Origin of the sequence: Streptomyces sp. 2-1, from assembly GCF_048564895.1 — a bacterium.
Lineage (GTDB): Bacteria > Actinomycetota > Actinomycetes > Streptomycetales > Streptomycetaceae > Streptomyces > Streptomyces phaeochromogenes.
Genome location: NZ_CP183383.1, coordinates 6,503,884 through 6,521,900, shown reverse-complemented (window position 1 = coordinate 6,521,900; position 18,017 = coordinate 6,503,884). Strand labels below are relative to the sequence as shown.

The following is an 18,017-nucleotide window of genomic DNA, read 5'->3' as shown; positions in this document are numbered from 1 at the left end:
TGAGTGGGGGCCGGCCCGCACATCCACGACGGGCCCGCCCTCGTCCTAGCGGACCAGGCAAGGCCTCTTGGGGTCGAACTGCCAGTCGGGGATGAGGTATTGCATGCCGGTGGCGTCGTCCCGCGCGCCGAGGGTCTTCTCCTTGTAGAGGTCGTGGGCCGCGAGGAGGCGGTCCATGTCGAGGTCGAGGCCCAGGCCGGGGGCGTCGGGGACCCGGATCTCGCCGTCGGTGATGCGGGGCGGGGTGACCGTGAGGCGTTCCAGGCCCTCCTGCCAGATCCAGTGGGTGTCGAGGGCGTTGTATTCGCCGGGGGCCGCGGCACCGCAGTGGGTGACCATGGCGAGCGAGATGTCGAAGTGGTTGTTGGAGTGGCAGCCCCAGGTCAGACCCATGGCGTTGCACAGCTGGGCCACCCGCACCGAGCCCTGCATGGTCCAGAAGTGCGGGTCGGCCAGCGGGATGGAGACCGACTGGAGGGCGAGGGCGTGGGTCATCTGACGCCAGTCCGTGGCGATCATGTTCGTCGCGGTCGGCAGGCCGGTGGCCCGGCGGAACTCGGCGAGGATCTCGCGCCCCGAGTAGCCGCCCTCCGCCCCGCAGGGGTCCTCGGCGTAGGCGAGGGTGCCCAGCAGCGGCGTACACAGCTCGATCGCCTCGCGCAGCGACCACGCGCCGTTCGGGTCGAGGGTGATACGGGCTTCGGGGAAGCGGGACTTGAGCGCGCGCACGGCGTCGACCTCCTCCTTGCCCGCCAGGACCCCGCCCTTGAGCTTGAAGTCCCGGAAGCCGTAGAGGTCGTAGGCGGCCTCGGCCTGGCGGACGATCGCCTCCGGTGTCAGGGCCTCCTCGTGCCGGACGCGGTACCAGTCGACGTCCGAGTCGGGCTCACGGACGTACTCCAGGTCGGTGCGGTCGGGGTCGCCGACGTAGAAGAGGTAGCCCAACACCCGTACGGAGTCCCGCTGTTGGCCGTCGCCCAGGAGGGCCGCGACCGGTACGTCGAGGTGCTGCCCGAGGAGGTCGAGGAGCGCCGACTCGACGGCCGTGACCGCGTGGACGGTGGTGCGCAGGTCGAAGGTCTGGGCGCCGCGTCCGCCCGAGTCGCGGTCGGCGAAGCGGGCGCCGATCTCGCGCAGGACCCGCTTGTAGTCGCCCACCTTCGCACCGAGGACGAGGGCTTCGGCGTCACGGAGGGTCCGGGTGATCTTCTCGCCGCCGGGGACCTCGCCCAGTCCCGTACGGCCCTCGGAGTCCTTGAGGACGACGACGTTGCGGGTGAAGTAGGGGCCGTGGGCACCGGAGAGGTTCAGCTCCATGCAGTCACGGCCGGCGACGGGGTAGACGGCGAAGTGGGTGACGGTCGGCTGGCTCTGGAAACTCATGCGGGTCGAAGTCCCTTGTGTGTGAGGGCGGTTGAGGCGCCGGTGGTCGAAGGCTTCACAGGCTGAGGACGTCCAGGGCCCACTCCAGCGCCAGGACGCCGCCCAGGCCGATGATCGCGAGCACCGTCGTATAAGTCGTACGGACCTTGATCGCCTCGATGACCGAGAGGTTGAAGTACTCCTTGAACAGCCAGAATCCCGGGTCGTTGACGTGGGAGAAGGCGATCGACCCGCACGACACGGCGAGGACCATGATCTCGGGGTGGACGCCGCTGCCCGCGAGGAGCGGCAGGACCACGCCGGAGGCCGTGACGACGGCGACCGTCGCCGAGCCGAGGGCCACGCGGAGGATGACCGCGATGAGCCACGCCAGGATGATCGGCGAGATGGACCAGCCGTCGGTGGCGTCCTTGATGTAGTCGGAGATGCCGCCCTCCACGAGGACGTTCTTGAAGGCACCGCCCGCCCCGATGACCAGCAGGATCATCGCCATCGCCTTGGCGGCGGAGGTGCAGGAGGCGCTGACCTCCTCCATGCTGCGGCCGATCCGCGGTCCGAACGCCCAGATCGCCAGCAGCAGAGTCAGCATGAGCGCGATCGGCGCCGAGCCGATGAACGCGACGAAGTTCAGGAACGGGCTCTCGCCGGACGCGGCCATGTCGGTCACGGCGGCGCCCGCGATCAGCACCACGGGGAAGAGGGCCACGAACAGCGACCAGCCCATGCCGGGCATCTCCTCGTCGGCGAACTCCCGCTCGCTGACCAGGCCCTTGGGGATGGACGGGTTCATCCGCCTGATGAACGGCAGCCGCGGCCAGGCGAGCGCGATGAGCGCGCCGGCGGGTACGGCGATGAAGAGGCCGTAGAAGAGGGTGTGGCCGACGGACGCGTGGAAGGTCGCGGCCACGGCGGTGGGGCCCGGGTGCGGCGGCAGGAAGCTGTGCATCGTGGACAGCGCGATCGACATCGGCAGGCCGACCCAGAGCAGGTTCGCCCCGGTGACCCTGACCAGGGTGAACGCGATCGGCACGATGATGATGAACGCGACCTCGTAGAACATGGTCACGCCGATGAGCATGGACGTGACCACCATGGCGACCTGGACCCAGCGGGGGCCGAAGGCGTCCAGCAGCTTGCTCGCGATGCGTTGGGCGGCGCCCGAGTCGCCCATGACCCGGCCGACCATCGCGCCGAGGCCGATGGTGAGCATCGTGTCGCCGATCTGGTCGCCGATGCCGGTGGAGAGGACGTCCGGGATGTCGGCGACCGGTATTCCGCGGACCACTGCCACGCCTATCGCCACGAGGAGGAGGGCGGCGAAGCCGTTGAGTTTCAGGCGGGTCATGAGGAGCAGCAGGATGAGGACGCTGATCCCTACTACGAGGAGAGGCATGGCAGTTCCCCTTTGAACTGTTGGCTCTTGTTGCGGGTGGCTCCGCCGGGCCGAGTGGGCGGGCTTGGTGGATTTCTGGTGCGGGTGGCTCCGCCGGGGTGAGTGGGCGGGCCTGGGTGGATTTCTGGTGCGGGTGGGTGGGGGCTGGGTGCGCGGTTCCTCGCGCCCCTGGGTGGGTCGGGGCGGCGTGGATTGGCGGGTGCGGGTTCGTTTCGGCTGGGTGCGCGGTTCCTCGCGCCCCTAAAAGAGCCTGGTCAGCGGGCTCCTACCAAGGTGAGGCCCGTGGTGAGGATCCCTTCCAGGGCCGTGATGTCGGTCGGCGTCGGGTCCGTCAGGGGGGCTCGGGCCGGGCCCACCGGGAGGTTTCGTAGGCGGGCTGCTGCCTTGATGAGGGAGACGGCGTAGCCCGGGACGCGGTCGCGCAGGTCGATGAGGGGGACGTAGAAGTCGCGCAGGAGCTTGGTCGTTGTGGCGTGGTCGTCGGCGTGCAGGGCCCTGAAGAAGGCGTTCGCGATCTCGGGGGCGAAGGCGTGCACGGCCGACGAGTAGGCGGGGACGCCGACGGTGGCGTACGCGCGGGCCTGGATCTCGGCGGTCGAGGCACCGTTGAAGAAGAGGAAGCCGTCGGGCGCGGCGAGGGTGAGGCGCTGGAGCCGGTCCAGGTCGCTGTGGCCGTCCTTGAGGCCGACGACGGTCGGGATCCCGGCGATCCGGCGCAGGCCCTCGGCGGTGAAGGCGACCTGGCCTCGCTGATACGCGATGAGCGGGAGCGAGGTGCCGGCGGCGATCCGGCGCAGCTGCTCGACGAGTCCGTCCTGCGGGGCGGCGACCAGATAGTGCGGGAGCACGAGCAGGGCGTCGGCACCCGCCTCCTCGGCGATCCGGGCGAACCGGCGGGCCTGCGCCCAGCCGTAGCCGATGCCCGCCACCACCGGCAGCCGGCCGTCGGCGACCTCGACCGTCGCCCGGACGACCTCGCGGTACTCGTCCTCGTCCAGCGAGAAGAACTCACCGGTGCCGCACGCAGGGAAGACCGCGCCCGGGGCGATCGCGTCCCCCTCGGCGGCCAACTGGCCGGTCAGATACGTCCGGTACGAGTCGAGGTCGAGGCCGCCGTCGCCGTGGAAGCTCGTGAGGGGAAAGGACAGCACCCCGCCCGCCATGCCGTCACGCAGCCGCTGGACAGTGTCTTCGACCTTCGCGCTGATCCCTGTCATGAACGCTGTCTCCATATGCAGATGCCGTCTACGTATGAAGATGGAGGCTAAGTTGGTGAACGCGCAGGGTCAATGGGTGCGACACCGCGGATTTACGATGAGCCCCATGCCGGAGAGCGAAGAGGTGCGGGGCGGAGGGGTACCGAGCGGAGAGGCTCGGAGTGACGAGGCCCGGAGTGAAGGGGCTTCTGCGCGGGCCCGGGTCCGTGCAGGGGGCTCGGGTGTCCGCGAGGTGAAGTCCGCGGCCCGTACCGTCGCGCTGCTCGAACTGCTCGCCGCGCGTGGCGACCGGCCCGCCCGCCTGGACGAACTCGCCGAGGAGCTGGGCGTACCGCGCAGCAGCATGTACCAGTTGCTGCAGACCCTCGTCGACCGCGGCTGGGTGCGCTCCGACACCACCGGCTCCCTGTACGGCATCGGGATCAGCGCGCTGCACACCGGCACGAGCTACCTCGACAGCGACCCGCACGTCCGCACGGTCCGCCCCTATCTCGACGAGGCCTCGGACGCGCTCGGCGAGACGATCCACCTGGCCCGGCTGGACGGCCCGAACGTCGTCTACCTCGCGACCCGCGAGTCCCACGAGTACCTGCGCACCATCAGCCGGGTCGGCCGCCGGATCCCGGCGCACGCGGGCGCCCTCGGCAAGGCGCTCCTCGCCGAGCGCCCCGACGACGAACTCCCGCTCCCCGAGGGGCCGTTGGCCGCCCTCACGGAGAACACCCACACCGACCGCGCCACCCTGTTCGCCGACCTGGCCGAGGTGCGCGAGCGCGGCCACTCCATCGACCGCGAGGAGACGGTGACCGGCATCGCGGGCTTCGGCTTCGCCCTGCGGTACGACTCACCGGCCACGGACGCCATCAGCTGCTCGGTACCGGTGGCCCGCCTCGACGCGGACCACGAGGCCCGGGTCGTCGCGGTCATGCGGGAGATCCGGACGAAGATCGAGGGTGCGCTGTCACCTGCGTCGGGCGCGCCTGACTGGCGTTGACCGATCGCCGGCACCGATCGCCAGCACTGATCGCCGACACCGTTCCCGGGCGACCGAGGTTCGGCACCGGGTGCGTAGGTGCGTAGGAGGTGCGCGGGTACGTACGGGCCGAGGGCCGCCCCTTGCATAACGGGCGGCCCTCGGTGGGTGACGACGGTCAGACGGAGGTGAACTCCGGCCTTGTGTCCTCCCCGGCGGATCCTTCGGTGGGAGCCTGGGAGTGCGTCGCATCCTTCGTGGCCTTCGTGGCCTGCGGGGCCTGCGAGGCCTGCGGGATCGCGGCCCGGTGGCTGAGGGCCGCGCCCTCCACATCCACACGGGGCAGGATCCGGTCCAGCCAACGGGGCATCCACCAGGCGGCCTTGCCGAGGAGGGCGAGGACGGCCGGGACGAGGGCCATGCGGACGAAGAAGGCGTCGAAGAGGACGGCGATGGCGAGCCCGAAGCCGATCATCTTGATCATGGATTCACCGGCCCCGACGAAGCCCGAGAACACCGCCATCATGATCAGCGCGGCGGCCACGACGACCCGGGCGCTGTACCGGAATCCGGTCCGGATCGCCTGGGTCGGGCTGTCCCCGTGGACGTACGCCTCCCGCATCCGGGCGACCAGGAACACCTCGTAGTCCATGGCCAGTCCGAAGACGATGCCCACCAGGAAGATCGGCATCATGCTCATGATCGGGCCGGTCGTCTCGACCCCGAGGAGTCCGGCGCCCCAGCCCCACTGGAAGACCGCGACGACGGAACCGAGGGCCGCGAGCACGGAGAGGAGGAAGCCGACGGCCGCCTTGACCGGGACGAGGACGGACCGGAAGACGATCATCAGCAGCAGGATGGCCAGGCCCACGACCAGGATCAGGTACGGGATCAGCGCGTCCTGGGTCTTCTGGGCGACGTCGATGTTCAGTGCGGTGGTGCCGGTGACCTCGAACTCCGCGCCGGTGGAGGCCTCGGTCGCGGGGCGGTCGGCCCTGATGCTCTTGACCAGGTCCACGGTCCGCTCGCTGGTGGGTGCCGTGGACGGGATCGCGGAGAACACGGCGGTGTCACCGGCGGAGTTGAACCGGGCCGGCGAGACGGACACGATCCCGTCGGTGGCGCCGATCCTCTTCTCGATCGTACGGACGGCGGTCTTCGGGTTCTCGGCGTTCCTGGCGTCCACGACGACGGTGAGGGGCCCGTTGAAGCCGGGGCCGAAGCCCTGGGCGAGGTCGTCGTAGGCACGGCGTTCGGTGGTGGAGGTGGGCTTGGCCTCGGCTCCCGGCATGCCCAGCTGGAGGTCCATGACGGGTATCGCGAGGGCGCCGAGTCCGACGACGGAGGCGATCAGGACGGGGACGGGTCGGCGCAGCACGAAGCGGGCCCAGCGGCTGCCGCCGTTGTTCTCGCCGCCCTCCTTGATACGTCCGCTCCGGCGGGCCCTGCGCGAGAGAACGGCGTTGGGCCAGAAACCGAGGACGGCCGGGACGAGGGTCAGCGCGATGAGCACCCCGACGACGACCGCGCCCGCGGCGGCAAGACCCATCTTGGTGAGCATCGGAATGCCGACCACCGAGAGCCCCGCCAGCGCGATCACGACGGTGAGCCCGGCGAAGACGACGGCGGATCCGGCGGTACCGGCGGCGAGCCCGGCCGCTTCCTGCGGGGAGTGGCCCTTGGCGCGCTCCTCGCGGTAGCGGGAGACGATGAACACGGCGTAGTCGATACCGCAGGCCAGGCCCAGCATGGTGGCGAGGGTGCCGGTCGTGGCCGACAGCCCGAACGCACTGGCCAGCGCCATGATCGACGCCATGCTGACTCCGACGCCGAGGATCGCCGTGAGCAGCGGAAGCCCGGCGGCGGCGAGCGACCCGAAGGTGATCAGCAGCACGAAGGCGGCGATGGCGACACCGATCACCTCCGCCGAGCCGCCCGCCGACGGCTGGCTCTCCAGCGCGGTCCCGCCGACCTCGACGGTCAGACCCGTGTCCCGGGCCTGCTCGATGGCACTCTCCAGCCGGTCCTTGGCGGCGTCGGTGAGATCGTCGGCGGCGGTCTTGTAGGTCACGGTGGCGTAGGCGGTCGTCGCATCCTTGCTGACGGCCTCGGCCTCGACCTCGGTCTGGAAGGGATCGACGGCGCTGGCGACCTGCGGCCCGTCGGCCACCCGCTCGACCAGCGTGTCGACGGCCTTCCGGTGATCGGCGGCGGTGATCTTCTGCCCATCCGGCGCGACGAACACGATACGGGCGGTCGCGCCGTCGGCCTCCGTCCCAGGGAAGCGTTCTTCCATCAGGTCGAAGGCCTTCTGGGACTCGATACCCGGCATGCTGTTCGTCGCGTCGGGGGCGGGTGCTTTGGCGGCCCCGAATCCGACGGCGGCGAGGACTGTCACCCACAAGAGGGTCACGTACCAACGCCTTCGAAAGGCCAGCCGGCCGAGTCGGTAGAGGAAAGTGGCCACGGGGTCTCCAAGAGTCGCGTACGTCGAGGGGTGTGGGCGGCGTGCGGGGGTACGGCGGCGGTGCGAGGTGTGGGGGGCGAGCGAGGTGGCTCCCGCCGGGGCCGTCAACGCCCTCCGCGGGCCGTCGACTTCCGAGATCAACGATCCCGGCGGCGGCCCGCCGCCACGAGAGAGTGCGCTCCCGAACCGTGGTGTAGCGGGCTACACCACGAGGACGGGGCCCCGCTCTCCCGCGCCGCACACCCCGCGGCTCCGAGCCCAGGCGTAGGCCACCCCGGACCACTGCCCGCCCAGCCCCCACGCTCGTCCGCTACGCTGTTCCCGGTACCTCTCCCTGCCATCAGGAGGAGGGCTGGGGACACGCACGACACCCCCACCCCCACCTGAGCCCAGGAACCGGCACCACGCCTTCGTAGCTCAGGGGATAGAGCACCGCTCTCCTAAAGCGGGTGTCGCAGGTTCGAATCCTGCCGGGGGCACAACGGTCAAAGGCCCCACCTCCGAAATTTCGGAGGTGGGGCCTTTGGCATGCACGGCGATGCCGATCTGGGAGTGCCCAAGATCTCCGTATCAACATCAACGCGGGGGCGACTCCGGCTGCTGTGAGCAGGGCGACCGTGCCATGGCGAGCGTCATGCAGCAGGATCAGGCGAAATTGACCAAGCCAACGGGTCAACCAGACCAGCGAAACTTGCACACTCGCAGCAGAAGTGGGCCGAAGCCTTCGTTCGACGGCCAGGCGTTAGCCACCACCGCGGAGACCACGGTCCCGCCGAATCGACTGGGTCCCGAGTGCCACGAGTCGGCGATGGCGTCGACCAGGAACAGGCCGCGCCCGTGTGTGTCGTTGGCCTCAGGGCGCGGCAGTCGCACATTCGCCGGGAACCCCGGGTTGTGCACCTCGATCCGAAGTGACGTCTCCACGCGGCACCACTCGACGCGCACCAACCAGGGTTCATCCGCTCGTCCGTAGAGAATCGCGTTGGTGACCAGTTCCGAGACCATCAGTGTGCAGTCGTCGATCGGGCAGGCCGGGTTGTACGCGGCGATGAACTTCCGGAACCAGCTCCGGGCCCGGGGTGCGGACTCCGGCGCCGGGTGCAGGATCATCGCCCCGAGTCGTGCGGTACCGAAACCGTCGCGGCCATCGGTGGTGTCATCCATCCGCGCTCACTCCTTGCCGCTGCCATCGCAGTCGAGGCAGCGCTGTTTCGATGTGGCACGAGCGCGGTCGTTGGCCGTGAAGAGCGCCAGAGCCGTACGGGAGCCGACGCGTTTCCAACCGCACCCACGGCATCCCCGGCAAACTAACCGCGCGCCCTCGTCAGGCCGCTGACTCGTCACGCCGTGCCCCTTCCAGTCCAAGTGGCCTTAGCCACTTGATGGATGGTGGCATTAGCCACTTGGAGTGTGCAAATGGTTCGGCGCAACTGCCGGGCTGTCAGGTGAGGGGGTAGCCCTGTTCGAAGGCCCAGCGGTGCGGGGGATAGGCGGCTTCGGCGAACTCCAACGGCCGGTCCTGAAGGTCGAAGACGACGTGGTGAACGATCAGAACGGCTGAACCGGCCGCCAGTTGAAGGCCTGATGCCTCCTCGTCGGTGGCGCTCCGCGCGCACATACGGTCCTCGGCATAGCTGCCCTGGCGGCCCGTCATGTTCTCGACGTACATGAGGGTCCCCTCCTGGATCCGCTCGGGCTCCAGGAGCTTGGGCGCACGCTGGCCGACGTCAGGAGCGAACCACGAGGTAGACAGGGTGATCGGCCCATCATGGTTGTTGGTCACCTGTCGCCTGTGCACGGCCCGACGGTCCTTGACCAGCCCCAAGGCTTCGGCAACGTGATCCGGCGCATCCAGCCAACCGGCCGACGTGATCACCGCGTACTCACCGGGCGTGTAGATCTTCCCGGTCTGCCGGGCCCGGCCGTACAGCTCACGCGCCCGCCGGTTGACCTCCAAGCTGCGCACGTACGTGCCCGATCCCTGACGCTTCTCGACGAGCCCCTGATGGCTCAGCGCTTCCAACGACCGCGCAGCCGTGGGCCGGGACACCTTCCAGTCCGCCGCCAACTGCCGCTCCGAGGACACCTCGTCCCCCGGCCGCAGGTCTCCCCGAAGGATCTGATCGCGGATGAAGTGCGCGATCTGGAGATACTTCGGCTGAGCCTCCTCGATCTGAGGCATTCACCCTCCTCGTCCAAGTGGCTATGGCCTCTAGCCACTATAGAGTGAATGGTCAACCCTCCACCCCGTACGCTGGCCGCATGACGAGGTTGATCGTCGCAGCAGGAGGAGGGGGCGACGCAGTCGCCGCCGCCATGCTCCACACCGCCCTCTACGGCGACGAAGGCCAGGCGGTGATCCTCACGTACGCCTGGGACCGCCTCCTCATCGACCCGGTACCGGGCCCCCGAGGACCGGACAACTTCACCGGCCTCGAACAGCTCACCCCATCAGTCTGGACAGTGCCGGCAGACGCCCGCCCGATCGCACCCGCGGGCTCCACACTCCCCCGGCTCGTCGCAGAGCTCCCGCACACCTTCGCCCTGATCGACCCGCACCACGGCGCCGAGGGCATCACGCGCCAACTCGAAGAGCTGATCGGCCACTTGTCGCCGGAGTCGATCGATCTGCTCGACGTGGGGGGCGACATCCTCGCCCGGGGCGACGAACCGACGCTGAAAAGCCCGCTCGCGGACGCGCTCACGCTCGCAGCCTGCTGCCAGGTGAATGCGCCTGTCCGGCTGCTGGTTGCCGGTCCCGGCCTGGACGGCGAACTACCACTCGATGACCTCCGCGGCATGCTTGGTGCCCTTGTCCACACGTTCACGCCGAAGGATGTCGAGCCGGTCGGGTCCGTGCTGGAGTGGCACCCATCCGAGGCCACCGGAATGCTCGCAGCCACAGCCCGAGGCGTACGCGGCACCTGCGAAGTGCGGGACGCCGGACTACCCGTAGCCCTCACAGACGAAGGCCCCACCGTCCACGAGGTCGACCTGGACAACGCCGTCACCCGCAACCAACTGGCCCGCGCCATCATGGCGACCGAGGCCCTGGACGAGGTCGAGGCTCATAGCCGCGAAATCTGCGGCTACTCAGAGATCGACTATGAGCGCAACAAGGCCGCATGGCTCAAGGACCAGCCACCCGCGGACCTGGTCCCCCAATCCGTGCTGGCCCAACTCGACCAGTTCGAGGGCGAAGCCCGGCGCCGCGGAGTCACCCACACAACATTCCGCCACCTCACCGAGGCCCTGAACCTCAACGGCTCCCAGCGCGAGGACCTGCACCAACTGCTGATCAGCTCCCGCCCGGAGCGGTACAGCGCGCCGCTGTGGCACATCGGAGACCAAGCGTCGAATCTCAGCAGAGGTTATGGCGCTCGGTGACCCTCAAGGCTTGATCGGTATGGACTCTGCCCAAGTTGCTGCTGTCAGTCTCCGAAGTTGCGTACTCGATGTCCGTCGAAACGGCAGACTCGGGAGATGCATTGGGGCATGGGTGATGACGAAACGACACTGCCGGACGACCTTCAGTGGCCGGATAGCTACCCTGAGGATCCAGTTGTGCGTCGGTACCGGCAACCCGCTCGGACCGTTTCAGAAGTTGCAGAGCAAGGCGATCTGCTGTCTATCTGTCTGAGGTTGGTGAGCGGATCTCCCGAGCCATCCGACGTGACGGAGTGGCTCAACCAAGCTTCGCGGGTTAGTGAACCCAATGGTCACAAGCGCGAGACCATGCTGAACGAACTCCAGAGCCACCTCAAGCAAAGAGGACCTGCTTGGAAGCAGGTGGCACAGCACGAGATCTTCCGCAGAGACATAACTACTCTTGACCAGCACATGCCGGAATGGCTGGGGACGGCAGCGACCGTCACGGTCACTGCCACTGTGCTGCCATTCATGCAATCACTGGCCACTCAGGCTGGAGCGCGGATGTTCGAGGTGGCAAGGGCTTACCGAGAGCGCTACATCCGCCATCGCACCTCGGTTGGCAACGCCGTGGATCAGGCCAGATGGCACAGCTCTCACAAGATCACTGTGCAAGATACAGAGAGCGGCGTCAGCTTTGTCATGCCCGACCACCTGCCCAACGACGCGTTGCAAGCTCTGGCTACTGCTGACCTTCTCGGACTGGCCGCCGCAGACCCGGACGGTGGCAAAGTCGTCATCTACTGGGACGCTCGGATGCGCGAATGGCGACGCAAAGCCAGCAGCTGAGTTACAACTTTCCCTACGAGTTCAAGGCGGCTCGCTCCGCTCCCCGCGCGCGGCCCGGGCCCCGGCCGGGCCTGCGCTCCTGTCTCCGCCCCGCTCCAGCCCGGCCGGGGCCCGGGCCGCGTGCACAGCATGCAGCCACCTGATGCCAGAGAAGGGGTACCTCGCGGCTGGGGCGGTCGGCTCCGCGATTCTAGCCAGCCACTTCGGCGCGAGCCGCGAAGATCATGGCCCCCACGTCGTGCTTTACCAGGCAGGTCCACTACCTGCCTGGTGCGCCGCAAGCTTACGGGGCCATGATTACTCGCCCCAAAGCAGCTCTAGCCCAAAGCCGTTCCACCGACCTATCAGAAAAATCTGCGCCAGGGATGAGTCTCACGTAGCCTACCTATAAGTATTGCCACCTTGCCCGAACGGATAACCGGCATGAATTGGTTTAGAAATGTCTGGCGTGACGCATCGCCGGAAACTCGGAGAGTCTGCATTTACCTGCCAATTATCGGGTTTCTACTGATAGGGCTCGGCGTCTCCCTTGATGTAGCAGATTCTTGGAACGGAATGCCGTTCCTCGTCAATATGACATCCAGCGCCGCCGCCGCGTGCTTTGGTGCTCCATTTATTCTCCTATTCCTTGGATGGATTTCCAAAAGGGAGGCAAATAATTCGGAGCGACAGGTTGCCATTTCCCTGTCCGTCCAAATTGCGAACGACTTCGATAGCGCGGCTCTCAGTGCCGCCTACCCGGGCGCGCCGTCGACCGTGAGAGGAGATATGAGAAAGCTTGCTCAGGAATTTGCGAGCTCTGTTCAGGCCAGCCGAAGACTTCTAACTCGAGCTAACTCCTTTTCCGTAATCGGGGCGCCTCAGCGCCAGCGGACAGTTGAACGATATAGGTTTTCCCGCAGTACTCAAGACCAGAAATGGAGCTGCAGGGCGAGCGAGAACGGATTTTCGGAGGTCGCTTCATTCCTGAGTGGTCTAGCAAATGAGATTGAGAACCAGAATTCTCTAATTAGCTCAATTATCCAACCGATGGGTCGTAATGAAAGGTCATCTTGGGTTGGCAGGGTTCGCTATCAATGGGAGGCGCTAGAGCGAAATTCACGACCACGCTTGACAGCCTCGTCGCTTCCTTGGATACCAGCTCCAGAGAAAATAATCAACACAATCAACAAACTCGAAGAAGACGCACCCAAGAAGTGGGAGCTCAAGAAGTTTCAACTATTCAATGACCGGCATGAAATGTCATTTCAGCACATTCTCGATGCGACCCGAAAAAACAACGATGCAAACATTTTGCGACTTACTTGGGTAGAGTCCACTGCGGCACTCGCAGAAGAAGCTGATCGTGCACTTACCCACTTCAAGAGTCTCTAGTACTCCAGTTGCACTTCTCCATATGCCCTGGTCACGGGGCTCATTCTGAGTCTAGTTCGCTGACGCTGGATCAGGTTGGTGGTGGTTCGTGACTCACCCGATCGGAGCGTCGGCGCTGGTAGTGGCAGCGGCGGGCGATGGCCTGGTGGCGTCGGCGCCAGCGGGACCAGTAGAGCCGCCGCGCAGGCGACCGGTGCCGGGCCAAGGGGGGATGGGCAAGGTCCAGGAGCCGTCGGACTTCTGCCACAGTGAGGGGAACGAGTCCGCTCGAACCGTTTCTGCGGCCCCCTTTTCGAGGGCCTGGGCTGTCATCGCCGCCAGGAAGGCGTGCGCGAGCATGGCCAGGGTGATGTGGCGGTACCAGCCCGGATAACGGCGGACTTCGTACTGGTCCAGGCCGCACTCGTTCTTCGCTGCCTGGAAGCACTCCTCGATGGCCCACCGGGCACCGGCCACCCGCACCAGTTCGGGGACGGTGGCGTCCGCCGGCGCGAAGGCCAGGTAATACGCGATCTCCCCGGGACGCGCCAAGCTGCGGCGGGCCAGCACCCAGCGGAAGTGAGCGGGGTCCGAACCCTCCACGGTGGGCAGCTTGGCCGCGGCCCAGTCGTAGACCCGCGGCCCCTTCGCACCGTCACCGCAGGAGATCCGCTCCCACGCCTCGGCCGGGGCACCCATCAGGACATGGTCGATGCGCCAGCTTCCCGCTGGAGACTTGACCTGTTGCGACTTGGGCACGGCCAGGACGTAGCCCACACCGGCCTCCTCCAGCATCCGCCGGAAGTGCCACTCCTGTCCGTAGGCCGCATCAGCAGTCACCCAGGTGATCGGCAGGGCGGAGTCCAGTGCCCGCCGGACCATGGCACGGGCAAGTTCTGGCTTGGTCGCGAAGGACTTGCCCTCCGGGATCCGGGCGGAGCGGCACCGGTCGGAATCCTCCGTCCAGGACTTGGGCAGGTAGAGCTCGCGGTCCACCAGGGCCCGGCCCTTCGCAGAGGCGTAGGCGGCGAACACTCCGATCTGGCAGTTCTCCGTGCGGCCAGCTGTGCCGGAATACTGCCTTTGCACCCCGGCGGAGACGATGCCCTTCTTAAGGAATCCGGTGTCGTCCACGATCAGAACGCCGTCCGTCTGCCCGAGCCGCTCGGCCACGTAGTCCCGCAGATCGTCGCGGACCTCGTCCGGGTCCCACTGGCACCACGACAGCAGTCGCTGCAACCCATACGGGGTGTCATTGCCTGCGTGCTCAGCTATCTGCCAGCTGTTCTTCCGGCCCACCGGGCCCAGCAGGCCACGCACGTAGTCCCGCATCCGCCGCCGCGGCTCGACGCGGCCAAACCGCTCGCCCACCCGCAGCAGCAACGACTCCAACTCGGTATCCCACGAACCGACTTCACTATCGCTCCCCATATCCACAACCGGTTCAACGCGCCCCGATCGGGTGAGTCACGAACCACCACCAACCTGATCCAGCGTCAGCGAACTAGACTCAGAATGAGCCCCGTGACCAGGGCATATGGAGAAGTGCAACTGGAGTACTAGTACTCCAGCCGTAGATCGTGATCTGCCTATCGGGCTGGTCCCGGGCCTCGGCAAAGTCGCGTGAGGGTGCCCGGTGTCGGGGCGGGTGCTTTAGCGCAGTGAGTGACGCTGGTAGCGCGACTCGGGTGGCCCGAAGGTCAGCGCGTTCTCGTCGAGGGCGTTGGCGATGGTCAGTTGACTGTGGGGGAAGCAGAAGCTGACAGCGACTGTTCCCTGGGCCATGTCGCTCCCGATCCACTCGAGGAGCTCTACGTCCTGAAGGACCTGGCCCTGGATGGCGTGCAGCTCGGGGCGCATGTCGTGGCGCCACTGGAGATCGAAGTCGGGCCACAGGACCGGTTGGTGGGGGTCGACCGTGTTCCAGGTGATCGAGAGGTCGTCGAACTTTTGGTGGTTGATCTCAACCTGCTCTCCGGCGAAGTCGAGCAGGACGGGGCAGTCGGAGAACCACTCGTTGTCCTGAACGTCCCAGACCAGCCAGGCATGGGTCAACGGGCGGCCGATGAGCGCGCGCAGTTGCTGGCCTTGGCCCGCCGCGACTGCGGAGCGACCGTTCAGCCAATGAGGCCGGTAGCTTTCGATCCCGAAGTTGAACACGCCAGGATCCTCTCAGAACGAGACATCACGCGACTTTGCCAAGGCTCTGGGGCTGGTCCGGGAACGGGTGCGGCCACCGGTGATCATCAGTGTGTGAAGACAGAAGATCAGACGGTGGCCGCAGTTCACAGCATAGATCCTGCCCGGTGGCAGGACAGGTTCGAGGTCCTGACGGGCCGCGCCGCGGGGCGGTTCGCCCGGGTGGAACCACGGCGCCGGGCGAGGGCGCTGGTACTCGGGTTGCTGTCGGAGCTGCCACGCAAGAATTGCTGGACGCTCGCCGAGCACGCCGGGGGCGCGACTCCGGACGGCATGCAGCACTTGCTGTCCAGGGCCAGATGGGACGCCGACGCGGTCCGCGACGACATCCGCGGTTTCGTCGTCGAGCAACTGCACCACAACGACGCGGTGCTGGTCGTCGATGAGACCGGCGACCTGAAGAAGGGCACCGCCACGGTGGGCGTTCAGCGCCAGTACACCGGCACCGCCGGACGCATCGAGAACAGTCAGGTGGCCGTCTACCTCGCCTACTCGACTCCCGGTCTTTCCGGCGCGCTGCTCAGTTTCGTGAAGTACCTTCATTCGGCGTAGCGTGTCGACCGAAAACCCAGCTCCTCCAGCCTTATCGATAGGATTCGCAACGGCGCCGCGAGGAGGTAGAGCTCAGAGTCTCAGCCATAATCGAGGTTTGGGTAGCAAAGGCCAACCTGGACGAGTGGGACAGCTTCACCAGCAAACTCAACGCACCGATACCGAGGCTCGTCGGCGCTAATATTGATGCCCTAGCGATCGAGTCGGAATGGCTCACAACAAGAAAGTGGCCGGAGGGATATCCGAGGGTCCGGAATTCTTTCGCAAATTACTCTCTGGCTCTACTGGACACCGTTAGGCACATTCGCAGGGCGATGGATCGATTGGACGGACGAGAAGAAATATATGAGATGTATAGAGCTCACAAGCATAGAGAGATGAGCCAGAAGGAATACGATGAATCACTTCGGGAATTCCAGTTCAACACCGACGTTCTGTATGAGCTATCCTTCGAATTGACCAAAGCTGCGAATTTCGTCTGCGATGCTTTCCGTGGGGAACTAGATCCCTTGTTTCGTCTTGAGCAGGGTGTACTTCCACTCCGGGTGGGAGCAGGGTTGTTTGGAAGTGTGTTGCTGGCCGAAGAGTACAGCGGAGCGGAATCAGAGCGCGATTCACCGTATGTGGGATTCACCGCGCTCGTAGAAAGAGTGAAGACGCAGGGAGAGGCATCGCGATAGCGCCAGTTGAAATCCGAGACGCCGGCACACTTCGAGAATTACAGCCATATGCGCTATTTATTCATTATGGCCGGTTGGCCCGAAACATCAGGATGTGGAAATTCCCGTGATCTGCTGAAAGTCCGGGTCATCGCGCAGCCCTCTGAAATAGTCGTCCAGATGCCCGCGGACGAGGTTGATGCCGCCAAGGCTGTGCAACTGGCGTAGTTCCGCGAGCGCTTCCTCGCGGCGACTGGCCAGGGCATACACCGCAGCCAGATTGTAGGTGATATCGGTGATCTCATAGGCGGCCGTGGCGTAGCGTCTGGCCAACAGTAGATCAGCCTCCGCCTGTACATATCTGCCAAGGCGCTTGGCCATCGCTCCTCGATAGGCGAACAGCCGCGCAACAAGGTTTGCTTCGGCGTCCTCCGGAACTAGAGCAATCGCCTCGTTTATCGCCCTCAATGCGGAAAGGTCAGATGAAGGCCCTCCCCTGCTATTCGCATGCGCCACGCCTCGGGCGAAGTGAATCTCCCAGTCCGCATCCACCTCGTCCACATACCGGTCGAAGCGCTCCGACGCCTCCGCCCACCGTCGCTCAGCCATAAGTGCCTTTGCCAGGCTCAGTTCGACGTCGGGTGGCACGGCGTTCCCGGCGGCACGATCCCGCAGGACACTCACCACAGCTTCCACCTCTGCCAAGGATTCGCGCACTCGCTGGTCCGCAGCAGCAGTTCCAGTGATCAGGCTCGCGGTGTTGACACCTGCCTGACTCAGCGATTCATCCAGACCGCGACTTGCACGGGGGGCAAGCAACACCGCCCGCTCGTACACCTCGTCATTGGTGATGTTCTGCCGGTGCTTGGTCAACAGTTGGTAGATAAAGAGCAGAGTCAGCGGGACGTCGACGACCGCGGCAACCGCGAACATTCCCGGCACCCAGCTCGGCGAGGTGGCAGTGACCGCGCCCGTGATGAACGCAGGAACCGAGACCAGGAGCAGCACAAGCACTGCAGCCAGCAACTGCGTCGGGGCGAGAACACCGCCGGGATCGATCTGCTGGTTGCCAAGCACTGAGGTCAGCAGCTGCGCCGACGCGGTCTCTCGGCTGGTGTGGGTCTGTTCGTTAGCCACCCTCCTATAGTGGCGTGGCTGTGCCCTTGGACGAGGGCGAATGGGCAAAGCGGACAAGGCGTCAACTGACGGGCCGTTGACTGAGCAAGTGCTTGCATGGCTGGTCACGTCGACGTGACCAGCCGCTCCGATCTCCGTCGATGCCCACGGGCACGTGGACGACGCGGAGTTCGTCGACCGCCTCATTAAGCATGGGAAGTCTGAACGCCTCACCAGGCTCCACCGTCTCAGTTTCCGTCTCATTCAGCCCCGTTCACGGGCGTTCAGGCGAGACCAAGAGCCGCCCATGAACCAGCGGTCAGCCTCCCGTGAACCCAGGTGAACGGCCCTGGACCCAGCTCAGCGCCCCACCACCACAATTGGAAAGCGTGTTGGCGGTACAGAGCTTCAGCAAGCGTCTGATCGTGGTGGGCCTGGTTGGGTTTGTCGGACTCCGGTGCATGCCACGAGCGCACTGCCGTCCTCG

General features: G+C 66.1%; 12 protein-coding genes, 1 tRNA gene and 2 pseudogenes. 6 read left to right on the top strand and 9 right to left on the bottom strand.

Features of this window, described 5'->3' with window-relative positions; genetic code table 11:
* Positions 1-45 precede the first annotated feature (45 nt).
* From ACN20J_RS28930 to ACN20J_RS28920, 3 genes and pseudogenes are all read right to left on the bottom strand, one after another.
* Positions 46-1,383 carry an enolase C-terminal domain-like protein gene (locus ACN20J_RS28930; RefSeq protein ID WP_419667152.1) on the bottom strand — a complete coding sequence of 446 codons (1,338 nt, stop codon included), beginning with the start codon at positions 1,381-1,383 and terminating at the stop codon, positions 46-48.
* A gap of 55 nt (positions 1,384-1,438) precedes the next feature.
* Positions 1,439-2,812: pseudogene (locus tag ACN20J_RS28925) on the bottom strand (gluconate:H+ symporter); the annotation flags it as partial.
* A gap of 218 nt (positions 2,813-3,030) precedes the next feature.
* Positions 3,031-3,993, bottom strand: a complete 963-nt coding sequence (locus ACN20J_RS28920; RefSeq protein WP_419667151.1) for a 5-dehydro-4-deoxyglucarate dehydratase — start codon at positions 3,991-3,993, stop codon at positions 3,031-3,033.
* A gap of 232 nt (positions 3,994-4,225) precedes the next feature.
* On the opposite strand from ACN20J_RS28920, the gene ACN20J_RS28915 reads away from it, so the two are divergent.
* Positions 4,226-4,987: an IclR family transcriptional regulator gene (locus ACN20J_RS28915; RefSeq protein WP_419668980.1), complete on the top strand. Its 762-nt coding sequence runs from the start codon at positions 4,226-4,228 to the stop codon at positions 4,985-4,987.
* Positions 4,988-5,144: 157 nt separating this feature from the next.
* Here the strand turns inward: ACN20J_RS28915 and ACN20J_RS28910 are convergent, their stop codons facing one another.
* On the bottom strand, positions 5,145-7,433 hold the full coding sequence (locus ACN20J_RS28910; RefSeq protein ID WP_419667150.1) for an MMPL family transporter: 2,289 nt from the start codon (positions 7,431-7,433) through the stop codon (positions 5,145-5,147).
* A 406-nt stretch (positions 7,434-7,839) separates the two neighbouring features.
* Between ACN20J_RS28910 and ACN20J_RS28905 the strand changes: the two genes are divergently transcribed.
* Positions 7,840-7,912, top strand: a tRNA-Arg gene (locus tag ACN20J_RS28905).
* A gap of 193 nt (positions 7,913-8,105) precedes the next feature.
* On the opposite strand, the gene ACN20J_RS28900 is transcribed toward ACN20J_RS28905, so the two are convergent.
* Positions 8,106-8,597, bottom strand: coding sequence for an ATP-binding protein (locus ACN20J_RS28900; RefSeq protein ID WP_419667149.1), 492 nt, complete (start codon positions 8,595-8,597; stop codon positions 8,106-8,108).
* 277 nt (positions 8,598-8,874) lie between these two features.
* On the bottom strand, positions 8,875-9,615 hold the full coding sequence (locus tag ACN20J_RS28895; protein WP_419667148.1) for a GntR family transcriptional regulator: 741 nt from the start codon (positions 9,613-9,615) through the stop codon (positions 8,875-8,877).
* An 80-nt stretch (positions 9,616-9,695) separates the two neighbouring features.
* On the opposite strand from ACN20J_RS28895, the gene ACN20J_RS28890 reads away from it, so the two are divergent.
* Together ACN20J_RS28890 and ACN20J_RS28885 are read left to right on the top strand one after the other, a co-directional pair.
* Positions 9,696-10,820: a DUF1152 domain-containing protein gene (locus tag ACN20J_RS28890; RefSeq protein WP_419667147.1), complete on the top strand. Its 1,125-nt coding sequence runs from the start codon at positions 9,696-9,698 to the stop codon at positions 10,818-10,820.
* Positions 10,821-10,928: 108 nt separating this feature from the next.
* Positions 10,929-11,651, top strand: coding sequence for a hypothetical protein (locus tag ACN20J_RS28885; protein WP_419667146.1), 723 nt, complete (start codon positions 10,929-10,931; stop codon positions 11,649-11,651).
* Positions 11,652-13,295: 1,644 nt separating this feature from the next.
* Here the strand turns inward: ACN20J_RS28885 and ACN20J_RS28880 are convergent.
* Both ACN20J_RS28880 and ACN20J_RS28875 read right to left on the bottom strand, forming a co-directional pair.
* Positions 13,296-14,435, bottom strand: a pseudogene (locus ACN20J_RS28880) (IS701 family transposase); the annotation flags it as partial.
* Between the two features lie 222 nt (positions 14,436-14,657).
* On the bottom strand, positions 14,658-15,164 hold the full coding sequence (locus tag ACN20J_RS28875; protein ID WP_419667145.1) for a hypothetical protein: 507 nt from the start codon (positions 15,162-15,164) through the stop codon (positions 14,658-14,660).
* A 114-nt stretch (positions 15,165-15,278) separates the two neighbouring features.
* On the opposite strand from ACN20J_RS28875, the gene ACN20J_RS28870 reads away from it, so the two are divergent.
* Both ACN20J_RS28870 and ACN20J_RS28865 read left to right on the top strand, forming a co-directional pair.
* Positions 15,279-15,755 (top strand): IS701 family transposase, encoded by a 477-nt coding sequence (locus ACN20J_RS28870; protein ID WP_419668979.1) that lies wholly within the window; start codon positions 15,279-15,281, stop codon positions 15,753-15,755.
* Positions 15,756-16,132: 377 nt separating this feature from the next.
* Complete coding sequence (locus ACN20J_RS28865) at positions 16,133-16,435, top strand: hypothetical protein (RefSeq protein WP_419667144.1); 303 nt, start codon at positions 16,133-16,135, stop codon at positions 16,433-16,435.
* An 87-nt stretch (positions 16,436-16,522) separates the two neighbouring features.
* On the opposite strand, the gene ACN20J_RS28860 is transcribed toward ACN20J_RS28865, so the two are convergent.
* Entirely contained in the window at positions 16,523-17,551 is a 1,029-nt protein-coding gene (locus ACN20J_RS28860) for a TPR end-of-group domain-containing protein (RefSeq protein ID WP_419667143.1), read from the bottom strand.
* Positions 17,552-18,017: the final 466 nt, after the last annotated feature.